Genomic DNA, 18,667 nt, shown 5'->3' with positions numbered 1-18,667 from the left:
TCCCGGTGGGCCGGTCACGCAAGCCCCCACCCGTTGTCGAGTAAGCAGGAGACTTCCGTGTCGGCGTACGCGATCGTCAAGACTGGCGGCAAGCAGTACAAGGTGGCCGTCGGCGACGTCGTCGAGGTCGAGAAGCTCGAAGGCGAGCCGGGTACCGAGCACACCTTCCCCGCGGTCCTTTTTGTGGATGGTGGCGACGTCACCACGGACGCCGACGCGCTGGCGAAGGTCTCGGTCACCGGCAAGGTCGTCGAGCAGACCAAGGGTCCGAAGATCCGGATCCACAAGTTCAAGAACAAGACCGGCTACCACAAGCGCCAGGGTCACCGGCAGAAGCTGACCCGCGTCGAGGTCACCGGCATCTCCAAGTAGGACTTTCTCCGGATCTTCGTCAGAAAGAGGATTGAGCCATGGCTCACAAGAAGGGTGCGTCCAGCTCCCGCAACGGTCGCGATTCGAACGCGCAGCGACTGGGCGTCAAGCGTTACGGCGGCCAGGAAGTCAACGCGGGCGAGATCCTGATCCGCCAGCGTGGCACCAAGTTCCACCCCGGCGTGAACGTCGGCCGTGGCGGCGACGACACGCTGTTCGCGCTGGCCGCCGGTGCGGTCCAGTTCGGCGAGAAGCGTGGCCGCAAGACGGTCAACATCGTGCCGTCCGAAGCCTGAATTTCGGCTTCGAGTTAGAACCTCTGACGAGGGGTGGGGCCGGAATATCCGGGCCCACCCCTCGTTTGTTTTGTTTGTATCCCTTCTCGCGAGTGAATAGAGGCAAGTCATGGCGTCCCGTTTCGTGGACCGCGCGGTGATCCACCTGACCGCCGGTGACGGTGGGAACGGCTGCGCCTCGGTGCACCGAGAGAAGTTCAAGCCGCTCGGCGGCCCGGACGGCGGCAACGGCGGCAACGGCGGCGACGTCCTGCTGATCGTCGACCCCAACGTGCACACGCTGCTCGACTTCCACTTCCGCCCCCACGCCCGTGCCGGCAACGGCAAGATGGGCCAGGGCGGCAACCGCGCCGGAGCGGCGGGCGACACGCTGGAGATGCGTGTCCCGTCCGGCACCGTGGTGATGACGGAGGACGGCGAGATCCTGGCCGACCTGGTCGGCACCGGCGCCACCTTCATCGCCGCGCAGGGCGGCCGCGGTGGCCTCGGCAACGCGTCGCTGGCCTCCAACACGCGCAAGGCGCCCGGATTCGCCCTGCTGGGTGAGCCGGGGGAGAGCCGGAACCTCGTCCTGGAGCTGCGTTCGGTCGCCGACGTCGGCCTCCTCGGCTTCCCGTCCGCGGGCAAGTCTTCGCTGATCTCGGTGCTGTCCGCGGCCAAGCCGAAGATCGCCGACTACCCGTTCACCACCCTGGTGCCGAACCTCGGTGTGATCACCGCCGGGTCGACCGTCTTCACCATGGCCGACGTGCCGGGCCTGATCCCCGGCGCCAGCGAGGGCAAGGGTCTCGGCCTCGACTTCCTGCGCCACATCGAACGGTGCGCGGTGCTGGTGCACGTCATCGACTGCGCCACCTTCGAGCCCGGGCGCGACCCACTGTCCGATATGGACGCTCTCGAAGAGGAACTGGCCCGCTACACCCCGAGCCTCGGCGGCGACCTCGCCGACCGGCCGCGAGTGGTGGTGCTCAACAAGATCGACGTCCCGGACGCCGCGGAACTCGCCGAGTTCGTCCGCCCGGAACTGGAGGCCCGCGGGCTCAGTGTGTTCGAGATCTCCACGGCGTCCCGCAAGGGGCTGAAGGAACTGACCTACGCGCTCGCCGCCGTGGTCGAGAAGTACCGCGCCGAGCAGCCGGAACCGGAGCCGGAGAAGGTCGTGCTGCGGCCGATGGCCGTCAACGACGCGGGCTTCACCGTCGAGATCGACCCGGAGGAGGAAGGCGCCTTCATCGTCCGAGGTGTCCGTCCCGAGCGGTGGATCCGCCAGACGAGCTTCGGCAACGACGAGGCCGTCGGCTACCTCGCGGACCGGCTGCAGCGGCTCGGCGTCGAAGAAGCGCTGGCCCGCAAGGGAGCCGTACCGGGGAGCCCGGTCACCATCGGCGACGTCCAGTTCGAATGGGAGCCGTCGACCCCGGCCGGGGTCGCGGTGCACATGTCGGGCCGAGGCACGGACGTGCGGCTGGAGAACAACAGCCGGATCGGTGCCGCCGAGCGCAAGGAAGCCCGCCGGATCCGCCGTGACGGCCCGGACGGTGTCGAAGACGAGACGGAGGACGAGTGAGCTCGACCCGGATGGCGATCGCCGGCGCGAAGCGCGTGGTCGTCAAGGTCGGTTCCTCCGCACTGACCACCGCCGGCGACGGTCTCGACGTGGCCAGGCTGGACGCGCTGGTGGACGCGATCGCCGATCGGGTCTCCCGCGGCACGCAGATCGTGCTGGTGTCCTCGGGCGCGATCGGCGCGGGACTCGCGCCGCTCTCGCTCGGCAAGCGGCCGCGTGACCTCGCCACCCAGCAGGCCGCGGCCAGCGTCGGACAGCTGGCGCTGGCGCACGCGTACGCCGAGTCGTTCGGCCGGTTTTCCCTGACCGTGGGCCAGGTTCTGCTGACGTCGGACGATGTCGTGCGCCGCGCGCACTACCGCAACGCGCAGAACACGTTCACCCGGCTGCTGGCCCTCGGCGCGGTTCCCGTGGTCAACGAGAACGACACCGTGGCCACCGAAGAGATCCGCTTCGGCGACAACGACCGGCTGGCCGCCTTGGTGGCCCACCTGATCGGCGCCGACGCGCTCGTCTTGCTGTCCGATGTGGATGGTCTGTACGACGGGGATCCCCGTGACGGCGCGACTCGCAAGATCGCCGAGGTCGCCGGGGAGTCCGATGTGGACGGCATCACCGTCGGCATGTCGAGCTCCGGGCTCGGCACCGGCGGCATGGTCTCGAAGCTCGCCGCGGCCCGCACCGCCGCGGGCGCCGGGATCCCGGTCCTCCTCGCCGCGGCTTCCGAAGCCGCACGCGCGCTCACCACCGCCGAAGTCGGCACCGCGTTCGCCCCGGCGGACTCCCGTCTGTCGGCCCGCCGGTTCTGGCTGGGCTACGCGGCAGGCGCGTCCGGGAAACTGCACCTCGACGACGGCGCGGTCGCGGCCGTGGTCCGTCGCCGCCGTTCCCTGCTCGCCGCCGGGATCACCGGCGTCGACGGTGACTTCCAGGCGGGCGACGTCGTCGACCTGGTCGACCTCCGGCAGCGGACCGTGGCGAGAGGGGTCGTGGCCTTCGACTCGGGCGAACTGCCCGACCTCATCGGCCGCTCCAGCCACGACCTCCCCGCGGAACAGCGTCGCGAGGTCGTCCACGCGGACGACCTCGTCCCGCTTCGCCGTTAGGGCACCAGCCCCGGGGTCAGGGCGATTTCGCGGAGCTGAGCCTCGGTCAGGAGAGGCAGTTCGCGCTGTGCCGGCGGGTCCGGCTTCTCGTCCGTTCCCGGCTTGGTGCTGTTGGTGGCCGTGATGATGACGATGGCCTCGGCGGTCCGATAACCGGCCTGGTAGGCGACGAAACCCGGGTTGCCGGGCTTCTTGATCGTCGTCTCCACAAGGGTTCCGCCGCGGATCAGACGCGCCGAGCACGTGGTCGGAGTCGGGTCCTGGCTCTCGCAGGCGACCCCCGTCGAAAGCATCGTGCCGTCGTTGGTCATCAGTTCCACGAAGACCGAACCCGTCCGGTCGCCCAGTTCGCCCGACATGAGGTAGAGCGTCTTGCCGGGCTGCGGATAGGCCTCCAGTTTGAGGGGGTCCGCCGGGGTGGCGTAGGTGCGGATCGCCCTGTCGAGCAAGCAGTTCAAGCGGGCCGTCACCGCCTGAGAGGTCTCTCCTGGTGTCTTCTCGCCGCAGGGAGAGGTCGCGACAGGCTCGCTCCGGTCCGGTGACGCGATGAGCGCGGCCCCCACCGGGAATCCCGCCGAGGCCAGCGCGACCGCCGCGATCACCGTCGTCACTCGGCGACGCCGCGAACGGCGGCCCGCGGCGAGCACGCCGTCCCCGGTGAGGCCGATCGGCGGCTCGGCTTCGGTCACGTACTCCTTCAGTGCGGAGCGGACATCCTGGTCTTCCATGACTACTCCTTGCTCGTCGGGGAGGGCAGGACGGCGCGCAACGCCTCGACCCCGCGGGCGGTCTGGCTTTTGACGGTCCCTTCGGCGACTCCGAGCAACGAGGCCACTTCGGCGACCGAGAGGTCTTCAAGGAAGCGGAGGACGACCATCGCGCGCTGGCGCGGTGTCAGGCCACTGAGCACGCGTTCGAGGTCGATCCGGGCATCGCTGTCGTAACCTGGCGGGGCGGCCCGGTCGGGCGGGGCCGAGGTCACCAGCTCCCGGCGGTGTTTCCGTCTCCTGGACAGGAAGAGGTTGAGCAGGATCCGGCGCGCGTAGGCGTCGACGGTGTCCGGTCTGATCCGCCGCCAATGCCGGTACAGCTGGATGAACGTGGCCTGCACCAGGTCCTCGGCGCCGTGCCAGTCGCCGCACATGCCGAACGCCAGTCGCCGGAACCGCTGGACGCGGGCCGCGAAATACTCGTTGAAGTCGGTCTCTCTCGCTTGTCTCACCGGCCACTCCCCCTCTTCGTCTCGCCCTCTCTAGGCCGGAGGGGGCCCGAAAGGTTCAAGCGACAGCGGGGGACCTTTGCTATCGCTTCCCGGGTTCGGCGAGGTGACCGACGAGGCGTGCCAGCTGGTCGCCGTAGGCCTCCGCGAACTCGGCCGAGTTCGGCTCCTGGCCCGAGACGGCCCGGACGACGCGGGGGAGCGCGAGCGCGGCGCTGGACGCGGCCATGAAGATCACCAGCAGGAACGCCGGATCGAGGTCGGCGGGGAAGTCGCCCGCGGCCTGACGGGCGCGGATGTAGTCCACCTGCCGCTGGAGGAAACCGCGCTGGCCTTCGACGCCGATCGCGTCGGGGGCGCCGTCGGTCAGGTTCTCCCAGAGGAACAGCTTGGCGAGATCGTGGTCCCGGATCCCCGACCGGACGAAGTACTTGACCACTTCCGCGAACGGCTTGTCGTGGTCGGTAGCGGCGACGTAGTCGTCGTACATCGTCGCGGTCAGCGCGTTGTACAGCCCTTCCTTGCCGCCGAAGTAGTACGAGATCAGCTGCTTGTTCACGCCCGCCTTGGAAGCGATCTCGCTGACGCGTGCCGCCGCGTAACCCTTCGCGCCGAACTCGGCCTTCGCTGCCTCCAGGAGCTGCGCCTTGGTGCGCTCGGGATCGCGTTGGCGTTCGACGGGAGCGCGGCGAGGGCTGCGCGGGGCGGCTTCGGACATGAGATCACCTTAGTCGCTGACTCTTTCAAACGTTTGGTTGACTTTATTATCCATCTGGTTGATAGTGGCGGCGGAGAGAGGAGACCTCATGACCACGAGAATCGCGATCATCGGCGGCGGAACGGGCGGGCTCTGCTTGGCGCAAGGTCTGCGCAAGGCGGGGATCGACGTGTCCGTCCACGAGCGCAGCCGCACCCGGACCGAACGTCTGCAGGGCTATCGCGTGCACATCAACCCGTACGGTGCGGCCGCGCTGCACGAGTGCCTGCCGCCCGGGCTCTGGCAACGGTTCCTGGCCACCACCGGCACCACGAGCGGTCCGTTCACGTTCGTGACCGAGCGGTTGCGGGACCTGATGGTGATCGACAGCGAGCTCACGTCGGGCCCCGATCCCGCGTCGAACCACCACTCGGTCAGCCGGATCAGCCTGCATCAGGTGCTTTCGGACGGGCTCGACGGAGTTCTGCGCCATGACAAGGAGTTCGTCGGCTACCGCCGTGAGGGGGAGGTGGTCGTCTGCGAGTTCGCCGACGGCAGCAGCGTCGAGGCCGATCTGGTCATCGGTGCCGACGGCGCCAATTCCCGCGTGCGCAAACAGTTCCTTCCCGACGCCGACAGGGTCGACACCGGGATCATCGCGATCGCGGGCAAGCATCCGCTGACCGAAGAGACCCGCGAGCTCTTGCCCGCCAGGCTCACCGACGGCCCGAGCCTGGTGATGCCACGGGCCGGCGCGGGCCTGTTCACCGCGCCGCACGAGCTGAACGGTGCTTCCTCGGTCAACGACGAGACCGCCGACCACGACCCTGTCCTGTTCGACAACACGTCGAGCTACATCATGTGGGCGTTCGCGGCGGACAACCGGCGCTACCCGGACGACGTGTCCTCATTGGACGGTGATGCCCTGCGGGCGCTGGTACTGGACCTGATCGACGGCTGGGATCCCGCGTTCAAGGAGCTGGTCGCCTGCTCGCCCGCGGGATCGGTGTCCCGGCTGCCGATCTTCACGTCGAAACCCGTCGAGCCCTGGCCGCCGAGCAACATCACCTTGCTCGGCGACGCGATCCACAGCATGACCCCGTTCCGCGGCATCGGCGCGAACACCGCGCTCCGGGACGCGCGACTGCTGTGCCGCAACCTCGTCGAGGCACGGAAGACCGGCGCGGTGCGCGCCGCGGTCGCCGATTACGAGCACCGGATGCGGGACTACGGCTTCGCGGCGGTGCGTGATTCGGAACGCAGCGCCCGCCAGTTCGTGTCCGAGAACCGAGTGGGCCGGACGATGGCGCGCGGGATGTTCCGCGCCTTCCAAGCCGTTCCTCCCTTGAAGCGCAAGGTCTTCAGCGATCACGGCGACTCATAGCCGAGCCGGAGTGGAGATACCGAGGAGGGAAAGCCCCAGCGTCAGCGTCTTCGACGTGAGTTCGGCCAGCAACAGGCGTGAGTCACGGATGCCGGGCCCCTTCGCGTCCAGTACCGGGCATTGTTCGTAGAACCGCGAGAACACGACCGCGGTTTCGTAGAGGTACGTGCACAGCTTGTGGGGGAGATGTCCGGCGGTCGCCGCGCCGACCGCCTCGGGGAAGCGGACCAACGCGAGCGCCAGTGCCCGTTCGGCGGGATGGCCGAGCAGCACCCGCGCACCGGCGAGGTCCTGATCCGCCTTCGCCAGCACGGAACGGATCCGCGCGTTGGCGTACTGCAGGTAGACCGACGTGTTCCCGTTCTTGGAGAGCATCCGCTCCCAGGAGAAGACGTAGTCGCGTTCGCGATCGCCGGAAAGGTCGGCGTATTTGATCGCGCCGATCCCGATCGCCCTGGCGACCTCTTCCCTGATCTCGGGGGAGAGGTCGTCCCGGCCGTCGATCACGCCGGCGGCGTGGGCGATCGCCTCGGTGAGCAGATCGGAAAGCCGGACCGACTCGCCGGCCCGGGTCTTCATGGCGCGGCCGTCTTCGCCGAGCACGGTGCCGAACCCGATGTGCTCGGCCCGATGCTCCTCGCGGAGCCAGCCGGCGGCCCGGCAGACGGCGAACACCATCGCGAAATGCTGCGCTTGCGGCGCTCCGACGACGTAGAGCAGATCGGTGACCCCGCGCTGCCCCGTCCAGTAGCGCAGGGTCGCGAGATCGGTGGCCGCGTAGCCGTAGCCGCCGTCCCGCTTGCGGACGATGAGCGGCAGCGGCTCGCCTTCCCGGTTGCGGAAACCGTCAGGAAAGACGCAGACCGCGCCGTCGCTGATCTCGGTCAGCCCGGACGCGGCCAGCTCGTCCACGACCGTGGCGAGAAACGGGTTGTAGAAACTTTCGCCGTAGACGTCCTCGCTCGACAGGCCGATCCCGAGGAGTTCGTACACCTGCGCGAAATGCCGTGTCGATTCGTCGACCAGATGCCGCCACGACGACAAGGTCTCTTCGTCACCGCTTTGCAAGAGCACCACACGCTCCCGTGACCGGGTCGCGAAGTCTTCATCGGCGTCGAACTTCGACCGGGCGGCGCGGTAGAAGCCGTTGAGATCTCCGATCGTGTACGGGCCCGACGGGCGCTCGTCGAGCAGATGCTCGATCAGCATGCCGAACGGCGTACCCCAATCACCGAGATGGTTGTGCGGGACGACGTCGTGCCCGGCGAACCGCAGCAGCCGCGTGATCGCGTCACCGATGACGGTGGACCGGAGGTGCCCGGCATGCATTTCCTTCGCCACGTTCGGGCTGCTGTAGTCGATGGCGATCCGCCGCGGCCGCGGTGTCACCGCGGCGCCCAGCCGAGGGTCATCGCCGAGCGCGCTCGTCCGGTCTTCCAGCCAGGACGAGCTCAGCGTGAAGTTGAGGAAGCCCGGCCCGGCGACCACCGGTGGTTCGGCGAGATCGGCGACGTCGAGGTGCGACGCGATGGCGGCGGCGATCTCCCTCGGCGGCTCGCCGAGGCGTTTGCCCAGGTTCATCGCGAGATCGCACTGATAGTCGACTCCGCTCTGGGAGGAGACCCGCACCAAGGCGGTCGGCGGCTCGATGTCGGTGACGTGACGAAGGGCTTCCATCACGCGTCGCGCCAATTCCTCGCTCACATCGCCGAACAACACGGTGTCCCTCCTTCGCGCTCGTCGTAGGAGCGCGAGGGTAGCCACCTCGCCGTGCCGTCGGCGACGGAGTTTTCAGCGCAGGTCGCTGCCCTTCGTCTCCGGCAGGGTCCGGATGACGAAGAACGCGATCGCCGCTCCGGCGGCCACGTACCAGAAGAACAGCGTGGACAGCCCGGCGTCGGACAGCGCCGTGAGCACCAGGGGAGCGGTGCCGCCGAACAGCGCGACGGTCAGGTTGTACCAGGCGCCGATGCCCAGGCCGCGCAGTTCGGTGGGGAACAGCTCGCTCATGATCGCGGGCGCGATCGACGTCATCGCCGTGTACAGGCAGAGGCCGACGCAGAACACGACCAGCAACCCCGGGAGTCCAGGCCGGACCAAAGTGGACAGCGGGACGATGAGGATCGCGGTCGCCGCCGACCAGACGAGCAGCTGCGGCTTGCGGCCGAAGCGGTCCGAAAGGGCACCCATCGGGTATTGCAGCGCGACGAACAACGCCGTCGCGATCGACAGCGCGAGGAACACGTCGACGTCGTCGGCCTTGCGGGTCTTGACCGCGAACGAGGTCAGGGCGCTGAAGAACGTGTAGTAGCAAAGGGTCGACAGCATCGAGAAGCCCACGAGCTGGACGACGGCGCGCGGGTGCTCGCGAAGAGTGGTGCGCAGCGGCCGCTCCACCCGTTTCGCGGTCGACTTCTTCTCCTCGAAGATCTCGGTCTCGGCGAGGCTGCGCCGGAGCCACAGGCCGATGATGCCGAGAACCCCGCCGAGCAGGAACGGGATCCGCCAGCCGTAGGCGGTCAGGTCCGCTTTGGACATCGTCCGCGCGAGCACGAATCCGAGGATCGAGGCGAGCAGGACGGCGGAACCGGTCGAGATGTAGAAGAAGGCGGAGTACCGCCCGCGCCGGGTGGGCGGCGCGATCTCACCCAGATACGCCGACGCGTTGGAGACCTCGCCGCCGAGCGACAGCCCTTGTGCCACCCTCGCCAGCAGCAACAGGATCGGGGCCAGCCAGCCGACCTGGTCGAACGTCGGCAGGAGGCCGATGGCCACCGAACCGCCCGCCATCAGCACGATGGTCAGGATCATCGCGGGCTTCCGGCCCCTGATGTCGGCGAAGCGGCCGAGCAACATCCCGCCGAGCGGCCGGAAGAAGAACGCCAGGGCGTACGTGGCGAAGGTGTTGATCAACGCCAGGGCTTCGTTGCCCTTCGGGAAGAACTCGCTGGCGAAGTAGATGCTGAAGGTGGCGTAGATGGTCCAGTCGAACCACTCCAGCGCGTTCCCGACACTGGCCGCGAACAGTTTCTTCACCGGGAGCCGATGTCCGAGCCGCTCCGTCGTTGAGTCCGCCATCGGCACCTCCGTACTCGCGCGTGGGCGGAACCTTGCCAGAAAGTCCCGATGCGGGAAAGAACCTGCCGGATGCCGAGATCAGTCCGTGGTGACCGGAGGGTGTTCGACCGCCTACACGCTGGTCTCGCGCACCCCGGTTCACGGCTCCTGGCTCATGAAGTGCTGGCGAGAGCGAACGGCAGCACGGCGCGGGCACCGGCCTGGCGCAGCAGGCGCGCGGACAGTGTCATCGTCCACCCGGTGTCGATCAGGTCGTCGACCAGCAGGATCGGGCCTTCGACAGCGGCGACCCTGGCGGCGAGGTCTTCGGGAAGGCTGAGGCGTTTCCACAGATCGGCCAGCCGTTGCGCGCTGTTCGCCTGACGCGGCGGCGGCCCCGCCGAGGCGATGGCACCCAGATACTCCAGCCGTCCGATCGAGGCCAGTTTCGTCGCCAGACCGTGGACCAGCTGAGGCCGGGTGGCGGAGGGCACCTCCACCACCGCGACCGGACGCTCGGTCCACTGCCAGCCCTTGAGGACCTCGATGCACGCTTGGAAGACCGGATCGGGGAGGTCGGTGTCCGCCGCGGACGGGCCGACGAGTTCACGCAGCCGCGTACCCCAGCCGACATCGGTCACCCTGCCGACGACCTGGCCGGTTTCGGCCTGCTCGCCCGCCGGCAGCCGTCCGGACAGCGGGACTTCCAGCCCGGCCATTCCGGTCGGCCACATCTTCCGCGGCGCGACCTCCACCCCCGGGCGGCGCAGCCGCTGCCGGGTGGCATCGACGACGTCATCGGAAATCGTGGTGTCCCAGTGCTTTCCGGTGCAGTTGTCGCACCGTCCGCAGGGGGTCGCCTCGGGATCGTCCAGCTGCTTTCGCAGGTACTCCATCCGGCAGCCGGTGGTTTCGAGGTAGGCGAGCATGGCGTTCTGCTCGTTGGTCCGCGCCGCGCTCACTCGCGCATAGCGTTCCCTGTCGTACTGCCACTCCTCGCCGGTGCCTTCCCAACCGCCCTTCACGCGGCGGACGGCGCCGTCGACGTCCAGCACCTTGAGGACCATCTCCAGCCGAGACCGGGACAGCTCGACGAACGGCTCCAGCGCGGGTGTCGACAGTGGACGGTCCGCGTACGCCAGCGCGTTGAGCACCTGGGTCACCCGCAGTTCGTCCGGGAACGCCAGCGAGCCGAAGTACGCCCAGATGTCCTTGTCCTCGTGGCCGGGAAGCAAGATCACCTCGGCGCGATCGACACCACGTCCGGCACGGCCGACCTGCTGGTAGTACGCGATCGGAGAGGACGGGGCGCCGAGGTGGACGACGAAGCCCAGGTCGGGCTTGTCGAATCCCATACCCAGCGCCGAAGTGGCCACCAGCGCCTTGACGTTGTTGTTCAGCAGATCGTCTTCGGCCGCCTGCCGGTCGGCCGGATCGGTCTTCCCGGTGTAGGCGGCGACCGGATAGCCGCGCTCGGTCAGCAGGCCCGCCACGTCGTGCGCGGCCGCGACGGTGAGCGTGTAGATGATCCCGGATCCCGGGAGTTCCTCCAGATGCTCGGCCAGCCACGCGAGCCTGGCCTGCGACGTCGGCAGTTTCGCCACCGACAGGTAGAGGCTTTCGCGGTCCAGTGTGCCGCGCAGGACGAGGGTGTCGCCGCCGTTGCCGATGCCGAGTTGTTCGGCGACGTCCGTGGCCACCCGGTCGTTCGCGGTCGCCGTGGTGGCGAGCACGGGAACGCCCTCGGGCAGATCCTTCAGCAGGGTCCGCAGCCGCCGGTAGTCCGGCCGGAAGTCGTGACCCCAGTCCGAGATGCAGTGCGCCTCGTCGACCACGAGCAGGCCGGCGCTCGCGGTCAGTTTCGGCAGGACGGTGTCGCGGAAGTCCGGGTTGTTCAGCCGCTCCGGGCTGACCAGGAGGACGTCGACCTCGCCCGCCGCGATCGCGGCCTGGACCTGATCCCACTCCTGCGGGTTCGCGGAGTTCATCGTCGCCGCGTGGATCCCCGCCCTCGCCGCCGCGGAGATCTGGTTGCGCATCAGCGCCAGCAGCGGCGAGATGATCACTGTCGGGCCTTCGCCGCGTTCCCGCAGCAGCGCGGTGGCCAGGAAGTACACCGCGGACTTTCCCCAGCCGGTGCGCTGCACGACGAGCGCGCGACGACGGTGCGCGACCAGCGCCTCGATGGCCGTCCACTGGTCGTCGCGCAGCCGGGCGCCTTCTCCCGCCAGCGATTGGAGGAGAGTCTCGGCGCGGTCCCGGAGAGTCGAAGTGTCCACGTCCCCACCTCTACCCCATGCCACCGACGAAGTCGCGATCGGCATGTCGTGAACGGACCGTTCATTCATGGAACGGAGCGTAATGTGATCCAGATCACCACCTGTCGGTGGGTCCGGCGACCCGAGCGTGAAGCCGCCTGCGCTGTATAGGCTCACGACCCATGTCACCACGCAGGATCGGGGTCATGGGCGGCACGTTCGACCCCATTCACCACGGGCACCTCGTCGCGGCCAGTGAGGTCCAGTCCCGGTTCGCGCTCGACGAGGTCATCTTCGTGCCCACCGGCCAGCCGTGGCAGAAGTCCGACAGGGTGGTCACCCGCGCCGAGGACCGTTACCTGATGACGGTGATCGCGACGGCGTCCAACCCCGTGTTCTCGGTCAGTCGCGTCGACATCGACCGCGTCGGGCAGACCTACACCGTCGACACCCTGCGCGACCTGCGCGCCGAGTACCCGGACGACCAGCTGTTCTTCATCACCGGCGCGGACGCGCTCGAACAGATCCTCACCTGGCGCAACGCCGACGAGCTGTTCGACCTGGCGCATTTCATCGGCGTCACCAGGCCGGGCTACCGCCTCAATTCCCAGCATCTGCCCAGTGGGAAGGTGAGCCTGGTCGAGGTGACCGCCATGGCGATCTCGTCCACCGCCTGCCGTGAGCGGGTCGAAGGCGGGGAACCCGTCTGGTACCTCGTCCCCGACGGTGTGGTGCGCTACATCGCCAAAAAGGACCTCTATCGCAAAGACCGGGGTGCCTGACCGGGTACCCTCGTCGGGCGCACCCGCGAGTTAAGCCATTTTTTGAGGAGAACTGTGACAGCCACGTCCGAGGCACGAGAGCTGGCCGTAGCGGCCGCCCATGCGGCGGCGGACAAGAAGGCGAGCGACGTGGTCGTGCTGGACGTGTCCGACCAGCTTGTCATCACCGACGCCTTCGTCATCGCGTCCGCGCCGAACGAGCGCCAGGTCGGCGCCATCGTCGACAACGTCGAGGAGCAGCTGCGGCTCGGCGGGCACAAGCCCGTCCGCCGTGAAGGCGCCCGCGAGGGCCGCTGGGTCCTGCTGGACTACGTCGACGTCGTCATCCACGTCCAGCACCAGGAGGAGCGCTCCTTCTACGGTCTCGAGCGGCTCTGGAAGGACTGCCCGCGGATCGAGGTCGAAGGTTTGGAGACACCCGCCGAGGAGGACTCCGCCGACGCGCAAGGCGCCTCGTGAGTCCGCGGCGGCTGGTGCTCTGGCGCCACGGCGAGACCGACTACAACGCGGCCGGCCGGATGCAGGGGCATCTGGACTCCGCGTTGACGCCGGTCGGCTGGAACCAGGCCAGGTTCGCCGTACCCGCGCTCGCCCGGTTCTCCCCGGATCTGGTGATCGCCTCGGATCTGCGCCGCGCGACCGACACGGCCACCGTGCTCACGGAGGCCATCGGTGTCCCGCTGCGGATCGACAAGCGTCTCCGGGAAACCCATCTGGGTGAATGGCAGGGCTTCACCGGTCAGCAGGTCGACGAGGCTTACCCCGGTGAACGCGCGCGCTGGCGCGTCGACGCGACCTGGGCGCCGCCCGGCGGTGAGTCCCGGGTGGACGTCGCCGAACGCGCCCTGGAGGTCGTCGAGGACCTGGACCAGCCCAATTCCGACGCCGGCGACGCCGTGCTGCTGGCGACGCACGGCGGCCTGATCATCGCGCTGACGGCGAAACTGCTCGGCCTTCCGGTCACGTCCTGGCCGACGCTGGGCGGGATCGCGAACTGCCATTGGGTCGAGCTGACGCGGCGTGACGGGAATTGGCGTCTGGCCGCCTACAACGCGGGAATCACCGGCTGATCCATGGCCCCGCGCCTGCTGGTGTTCGGCGATTCCCTCAGTTTCCACGGCCCGGACGGTCCGCTCGCCGCCGACGACGCGCGCCTGTGGCCCAACATCGCGGCCGAAGCGCTCGGCGGTGGCGGGATGGACCTCGTCGCCGGGTTCGGCTGGACCGCCCGCGACGCCTGGTGGTCCTTGATCGGTGACCCGCGCGTCTGGGCCGATCTCCACCACGTCGACGCCGTCGTCCTGGCCGTCGGGAGCATGGACACGCTGCCTTCGCCGTTGCCCACCTACTTGCGCACCGGCCTTCGCTACCTGCGACCGGATCCGTTGCGACGGGTGGTGCGCAAGACGTATCTCGCCGCCCAGCCACGGCTCGCGATCGCCCTTCGGGGCCGTCCGGTGGTCCTGCCGTCGAAACTGACCGTCCACTACCTCGACACCGCTGTCGGGGCCCTGCGCGTGCTGCGGCCGGAACTGCCGATCTTCGGCATCCTGCCGTCCGTCCACCGCTCCGACGCCTACGGCCGGGTGCACACCGCCCGGGCCGGTGCCGCCGCCGCGATCGCCGCCTGGGGACGGCGCGCCGATGTCCCGTTGCTGGATCTCGGAGCCGTCGTCGGCGATCACGTGCTGAGCGGCCGGGGCAATCCGGACGGGATGCACTGGGGTTGGGAAGGCCATGCCTCGGTCGGCGTGGAAATGGCCCGACTGATGGCCCCGGTGCTGCGCCCCGCGGCAACGTAGGCTGGCTGCCGTGTCGGTCGCCGTAGTCACGGATTCCACCGCCCACCTGCCGGAAGGCTTCGCCGAACGGAACGGGATCCGGGTGGTCCCGTTGCACGTCCTCGTGGACGGCGTCGTCTTCCTCGACGGCGTCGAAATGGGCCCCGCGGCCCTGGCCGAAGCGCTCGGCAAACGCAGCCTGGTGACGACCTCCCGGCCGACGCCCGCGGAATTCGTCAAGGAGTTCCGGGCGGCGCTGGCCGAGGGCGCGGACGCCGTCGTGTCGGTCCATTTGTCCCGTGAGCTGTCCGGGACCTGGGAGGCGGCGGTACTCGCGGCCCAGGAGGTCGGGCCGGACAAGGTGCGCGTGGTCGATTCGAGAAGCACCGCCATGGGACTGGGCTTCGCCGCCCTGCGAGCGGCGAGTGCCGCCGCGGACGGGGCCGATCCGGCCGAAGTGGAGGCCGCGGCGGTCGACGCGGTGAGCCGTTCGGAGACCCTGTTCGCCGTCGAGACCCTCGAATACCTGCGCCGCGGCGGGCGGATCGGCCCGGCTGCCGCCTTGCTCGGCACGGCGCTCGCGGTGAAACCGGTACTGCACATGTCCGAAGGCCGGATCCAGCCGCTGGAGAAGGTGCGGACGATGAATCGCGCGGTGTCGAGGCTGGTGGAACTCGCGGTGAAGGCGGCCGAAGGCGGCCGCGCCGACATCGCAGTCCATCACCTGGCCTCGCCGGAGCGCGCCGTCGAACTGGCCAACCGGCTGGAAGAGTCCATCAGCTGCCCGGAGGGGTGCGTGGTCTCGGAGATCGGCGCCGTCATCGGGGCCCACACCGGTCCCGGGGTACTCGGCGTCGTGATCCAGCGGGCGGGTTAGAAACCGGTCAGCGTCCCACACGACCCCGACGGAAACCGGCGATCCGATCTCGGCGGGGGCCGGGTTGTCCACAACACCCCACTTGTCCACAGGTTCGGAATTCACCACTCCCGCCCGCCACCCCCGCTCCGTAGCGTCGTTCACGTGTTCGACCAAACCGCCCGTTCACCGGGTCCCTCCGTCAACGCCAGGCTGGCGTGGCTGACCGCGCAGCTGTCGCCGCCCGCCCAGAGCCCGCCCGCGGGCAGGCTCGTACGCCGCTGGGTGCCCGCCCGGTTCACGGCGGACGGGATCCCGGTGAACCGGCGGTGGTTCGCCGTGGTGGCCGCGCTGATCGCGGTGGCCGTGATCGTGACCGGCGCGATCGCTTTGTTCGGACACCGGCCAGGGGCGGAGACTCCGCCGCCCCTGCCGTCGGCGAAGGCCGCCGGAGACGCCCCCGCCGCGGCGGCCAAGGCGCCTCTGGTGATCAGCGTCGTCGGCAGGGTGCTGAAACCCGGCCTGGTCACGATCCCTCCGGGCGCACGGGTCGCCGATGCCCTCACGGCGGCCGGTGGGGCACAGCCCGGAACGGATCTGACCGGGTTGAACCTGGCCAGGCGGCTCGCCGACGGCGAGCAGGTGGCCGTCGGTGTCCCCGGTCCGGCCGCGGCCGGACCGGAGGCACCGGTGGGGAAGCTCGACCTGAACACGGCCACGGCCGAACAACTCGACACCCTGCCCGGGGTCGGCGCCGTGATGGCGAAACGCATCGTCGACTGGCGGTCCGGGCACGGCGGGTTCACCACGGTCGAGCAACTCCGTGACGTAGAAGGGATCGGCGAAAGTAAGTACGGCAAGCTCCGGGAATTGGTGTCCGTCGGATGAACCCGTCCGCCGATCCGTCCGAAGTGGACACCGCGTCGTGGCGAGGTCAAGATCTGCGGCTGATACCGGCCGCGGCGACGGCCTGGCTCGGCACCCTTCTCGGGCTGCTCGGCGGCTGGTGGATCACGATGCTCTGCGGTGCGGCCGCCGTGGTGCTCGCGATCATCGCCGGTGTCCGTGCCCGCCGGACGGCGTCCCGGTGGGTGCTGGGCCTGGGCGCGCTCGCGGTCCTCGGCGCGCTCACCGCCGGTCCGGTCGCGCTGCGGATCCGGGCCGCCGAGCACGACGACCTCCGTGCCGCCGCCGCACGGGGGAGCGACGCCACCACGAGGGTGGTGGTCACCGAGCGGCCACGTCCGGTCCGCGGTGCCGGATACGCCGATCGCCAGGCAGGCACCCGCCTGGTGGTCATCGCCGCGACGGTGGACGCCGTGGTGGCGGCGGAGCGAGTGGTGGATTCGGTCGGCCGGATCCTGCTGCTCGCTCCCGCGGAGGGGTGGGCGGACCTGCTGCCCGGGCAGCAGGTCACCGCCTCCGGGCGGCTCGCACCGGCGAAGGGGGCCGAACTGACGGTCGCGGTCCTCTCGGTGCGAGGCCCGCCGTCGGCCCTTTCGCCGGCGCCCTGGTGGCAGCGAGCCGCGGAATCGCTGCGCACCGGGCTCCGGAGTCTGTGCTCCGTCCTCCCGGAGGAGCAGGCCGGTCTCGTGCCCGGACTGGTCGTGGGGGACACGAGCACGCTGTCCCCGAGGGTCGAACGCGAGTTCACGCACTCCGGCATGTCCCACCTGATGGCCGTGAGCGGTGGGAACGTGGCGATCGTCTGCGGCTCGATCCTTCTTCTGCTGAGGGTGCTCCGGGTCGGGCCGCGGACGTCCGCCGCCGCGGCCGCCGCGGGGCTCGCCGGGTTCGTGGTCCTCGCCGGACCCGCGCCCAGCGTGCTCCGTGCCGGGGTGATGGGGGCGGTCGGGCTGCTGGCGCTGGCCCTGGGACGCCGGGGTTCGGCGCTGCCCGCGCTGGCCTTCGCGGTGTCGGGTCTCGTCGTGGCCGATCCCGCGATGGCCGCCGACTTCGGGTTCGCCCTTTCGGTGCTGGCCACGGCCGGGCTCGTCCTGCTCGCGCCGAAATGGGCCGAGTGGCTGGTCGGACGCGGTGTTCCGGCCGGCTACGCCGAGGGGCTGGCCATCCCGCTGGCCGCGTTCGTGATGACGGCACCGATCATCGCGGGCATGGCGGGATCGGTCAGCCTCGTCTCGGTGGTGACCAACCTGCTCGCCGCGCCGGTCGTCGCCCCGGCCACCGTGTTCGGCGTGCTCGCCACCGCCGTCGGACCGTGGTGGCCGTCGGCGGGCAGGCTGCTGGTCCGGCTGACCGAACCCGAGGCGAGCTGGCTCATCACCGTGGCCCGTCACGGCGCCCGCGCGCCGGGAGCGGTGGTGGCCTGGCCGGATGGCTGGTGGGGCGGGCTTCTGGCGGCCGGGCTGCTCGTCGTGCTGCTCATCGCCATCCGGCTGCGTCACGCCAGGGTCCTGCTGGCGGTCGCGTTGGCGGGCGGGCTCCTCGTCTTCGTGCCCGTTCGCGTGCTGGCCCCAGCATGGCCACCGGCGTCCTGGAGTGCCGTAGCTTGCGACGTCGGCCAAGGCGATGCCGTCGTCCTGGCCACGGGCGAGCCCGGGAGGGCGGTCCTGGTCGACACCGGTCCGGAACCGGGACCGGTCGACGACTGCCTGAGCAGGCTGGGCGTGGACCGCGTTCCGCTGATCGTGCTGAGCCATCTGCACGCCGACCACATCGGTGGTCTCGAATCCGTCTTCGAGGGCCGGTCGGTCGGCGCGGTCGCCGTCGGTCCGGGCCGGGCCCCGGCATGGGCTTGGCAGCGGGTCGCGGACGAGACCGCGCGCCGCGGGATTCCCTTGCTGGAACTGGGGATCGGGCAACGGCTGGACTGGCCGGGGCTGTCACTGGACGTACTGGGGCCTCGCTATGTCACCCGGCGCTCGGTGCGAGAACAGGACGGCACGGTGATCAACAACGGTTCCGTCGTCCTGCGCGCCGGGACCCCGGCGGGCCGGTTGCTGCTGACCGGCGACGTCGAACTGGCCGCACAAGCCGACCTGATGGCCGAGGGCGCCGACCTGCGCGCCGAGATCTTGAAGGTCCCGCACCACGGCAGCCGTTACACGGCACCGGATTTCCTCAACGCCGTCGCGCCACGGGTGGCGTTGGTGAGTGTCGGTGCCGGAAACACCTACGGGCATCCCAACAAGTCCACTTTGGACAATTTGACGGCAGTCGGTGCCTCCGTCGCCAGGACGGACACGGACGGCGACACCGCTGTCGTCACCGACGCGCGCGGCCTCGCCCTGGTGCGCCGGGGTGAGCCCCGCGGCCCGCCTCGTTCTTGAGG

The 18,667-nt window shown here is 69.7% G+C and carries 18 protein-coding genes; 12 read left to right on the top strand and 6 right to left on the bottom strand.

From position 1 onward, the window contains the following. Positions 1 to 57: 57 nt before the first annotated feature. The 4 genes from rplU to proB all read left to right on the top strand — a co-directional run bounded on the left by rplU (position 58) and on the right by proB (position 3,341). Positions 58 to 372 carry a 50S ribosomal protein L21 gene (gene rplU / locus ACFWMR_RS32995; RefSeq protein ID WP_005158538.1) on the top strand — a complete coding sequence of 105 codons (315 nt, stop codon included), beginning with the start codon at positions 58 to 60 and terminating at the stop codon, positions 370 to 372. A gap of 38 nt (positions 373 to 410) precedes the next feature. Continuing rightward, on the top strand, positions 411 to 668 hold the full coding sequence (gene rpmA / locus ACFWMR_RS32990) for a 50S ribosomal protein L27 (protein WP_003067129.1): 258 nt from the start codon (positions 411 to 413) through the stop codon (positions 666 to 668). Positions 669 to 777: 109 nt separating this feature from the next. Further along, positions 778 to 2,235 (top strand): GTPase ObgE, encoded by a 1,458-nt coding sequence (obgE, locus tag ACFWMR_RS32985; RefSeq protein ID WP_093937556.1) that lies wholly within the window; start codon positions 778 to 780, stop codon positions 2,233 to 2,235. After that, on the top strand, positions 2,232 to 3,341 hold the full coding sequence (gene proB, locus ACFWMR_RS32980; protein WP_378381196.1) for a glutamate 5-kinase: 1,110 nt from the start codon (positions 2,232 to 2,234) through the stop codon (positions 3,339 to 3,341). Before obgE ends, proB begins: the two co-directional genes overlap by 4 nt. Here proB and ACFWMR_RS32975 read toward each other — a convergent pair. The 3 genes from ACFWMR_RS32975 to ACFWMR_RS32965 all read right to left on the bottom strand — a co-directional run bounded on the left by ACFWMR_RS32975 (position 3,338) and on the right by ACFWMR_RS32965 (position 5,278). Continuing rightward, positions 3,338 to 4,069, bottom strand: coding sequence for a hypothetical protein (locus ACFWMR_RS32975; RefSeq protein ID WP_378381195.1), 732 nt, complete (start codon positions 4,067 to 4,069; stop codon positions 3,338 to 3,340). The two genes, proB and ACFWMR_RS32975, sit on opposite strands and share 4 nt — an antisense overlap. A 2-nt stretch (positions 4,070 to 4,071) precedes the next feature. After that, positions 4,072 to 4,563, bottom strand: a complete 492-nt coding sequence (locus tag ACFWMR_RS32970; RefSeq protein WP_378381194.1) for a SigE family RNA polymerase sigma factor — start codon at positions 4,561 to 4,563, stop codon at positions 4,072 to 4,074. A 79-nt stretch (positions 4,564 to 4,642) separates the two neighbouring features. Continuing rightward, positions 4,643 to 5,278, bottom strand: a complete 636-nt coding sequence (locus ACFWMR_RS32965) for a TetR/AcrR family transcriptional regulator (RefSeq protein ID WP_378381193.1) — start codon at positions 5,276 to 5,278, stop codon at positions 4,643 to 4,645. 88 nt (positions 5,279 to 5,366) lie between these two features. Between ACFWMR_RS32965 and ACFWMR_RS32960 the strand changes: the two genes are divergently transcribed. Then, the gene (locus tag ACFWMR_RS32960; RefSeq protein ID WP_378381192.1) at positions 5,367 to 6,641 is read left to right on the top strand and encodes an FAD-dependent oxidoreductase; all 1,275 of its coding nucleotides are present in this window, start codon (positions 5,367 to 5,369) and stop codon (positions 6,639 to 6,641) included. On the opposite strand, the gene argS is transcribed toward ACFWMR_RS32960, so the two are convergent. From argS to ACFWMR_RS32945, 3 genes are all read right to left on the bottom strand, one after another. Further along, complete coding sequence (gene argS, locus ACFWMR_RS32955; RefSeq protein ID WP_378381191.1) at positions 6,636 to 8,360, bottom strand: arginine--tRNA ligase; 1,725 nt, start codon at positions 8,358 to 8,360, stop codon at positions 6,636 to 6,638. The genes ACFWMR_RS32960 and argS overlap by 6 nt on opposite strands. A gap of 72 nt (positions 8,361 to 8,432) precedes the next feature. Further along, positions 8,433 to 9,719, bottom strand: coding sequence for an MFS transporter (locus tag ACFWMR_RS32950; RefSeq protein ID WP_093937563.1), 1,287 nt, complete (start codon positions 9,717 to 9,719; stop codon positions 8,433 to 8,435). A 152-nt stretch (positions 9,720 to 9,871) separates the two neighbouring features. After that, entirely contained in the window at positions 9,872 to 11,977 is a 2,106-nt protein-coding gene (locus tag ACFWMR_RS32945) for a RecQ family ATP-dependent DNA helicase (protein ID WP_093937564.1), read from the bottom strand. A gap of 161 nt (positions 11,978 to 12,138) precedes the next feature. On the opposite strand from ACFWMR_RS32945, the gene nadD reads away from it, so the two are divergent. From nadD to ACFWMR_RS32910, 7 genes are all read left to right on the top strand, one after another. After that, a complete protein-coding gene (gene nadD, locus ACFWMR_RS32940; protein WP_077241496.1) occupies positions 12,139 to 12,738 on the top strand; it encodes a nicotinate-nucleotide adenylyltransferase in 600 nt (199 codons plus the stop codon). 54 nt (positions 12,739 to 12,792) lie between these two features. Continuing rightward, positions 12,793 to 13,197, top strand: a complete 405-nt coding sequence (rsfS, locus tag ACFWMR_RS32935) for a ribosome silencing factor (protein ID WP_378381190.1) — start codon at positions 12,793 to 12,795, stop codon at positions 13,195 to 13,197. Then, positions 13,194 to 13,808 (top strand): histidine phosphatase family protein, encoded by a 615-nt coding sequence (locus ACFWMR_RS32930; protein WP_093937566.1) that lies wholly within the window; start codon positions 13,194 to 13,196, stop codon positions 13,806 to 13,808. Before rsfS ends, ACFWMR_RS32930 begins: the two co-directional genes overlap by 4 nt. Before the next feature lie 3 nt (positions 13,809 to 13,811). Then, a complete protein-coding gene (gene octT, locus ACFWMR_RS32925) occupies positions 13,812 to 14,540 on the top strand; it encodes a diglucosylglycerate octanoyltransferase (protein WP_378276193.1) in 729 nt (242 codons plus the stop codon). Between the two features lie 10 nt (positions 14,541 to 14,550). Continuing rightward, positions 14,551 to 15,396, top strand: a complete 846-nt coding sequence (locus ACFWMR_RS32920; RefSeq protein ID WP_378381189.1) for a DegV family protein — start codon at positions 14,551 to 14,553, stop codon at positions 15,394 to 15,396. 144 nt (positions 15,397 to 15,540) lie between these two features. Continuing rightward, entirely contained in the window at positions 15,541 to 16,263 is a 723-nt protein-coding gene (locus ACFWMR_RS32915) for a helix-hairpin-helix domain-containing protein (protein WP_378381188.1), read from the top strand. Beyond that, positions 16,260 to 18,665 (top strand): ComEC/Rec2 family competence protein, encoded by a 2,406-nt coding sequence (locus tag ACFWMR_RS32910; RefSeq protein ID WP_378381187.1) that lies wholly within the window; start codon positions 16,260 to 16,262, stop codon positions 18,663 to 18,665. The genes ACFWMR_RS32915 and ACFWMR_RS32910 overlap by 4 nt, the downstream gene beginning before the upstream one ends. The last annotated feature ends 2 nt before the right edge of the window (positions 18,666 to 18,667 follow it).

The organism is Amycolatopsis thailandensis, from assembly GCF_042723255.1.
In the GTDB taxonomy this organism is placed as follows: domain Bacteria; phylum Actinomycetota; class Actinomycetes; order Mycobacteriales; family Pseudonocardiaceae; genus Amycolatopsis; species Amycolatopsis thailandensis.
Note: the sequence above shows the minus strand (reverse complement) of the source record. Positions and strands in the feature narration are given on the sequence as shown.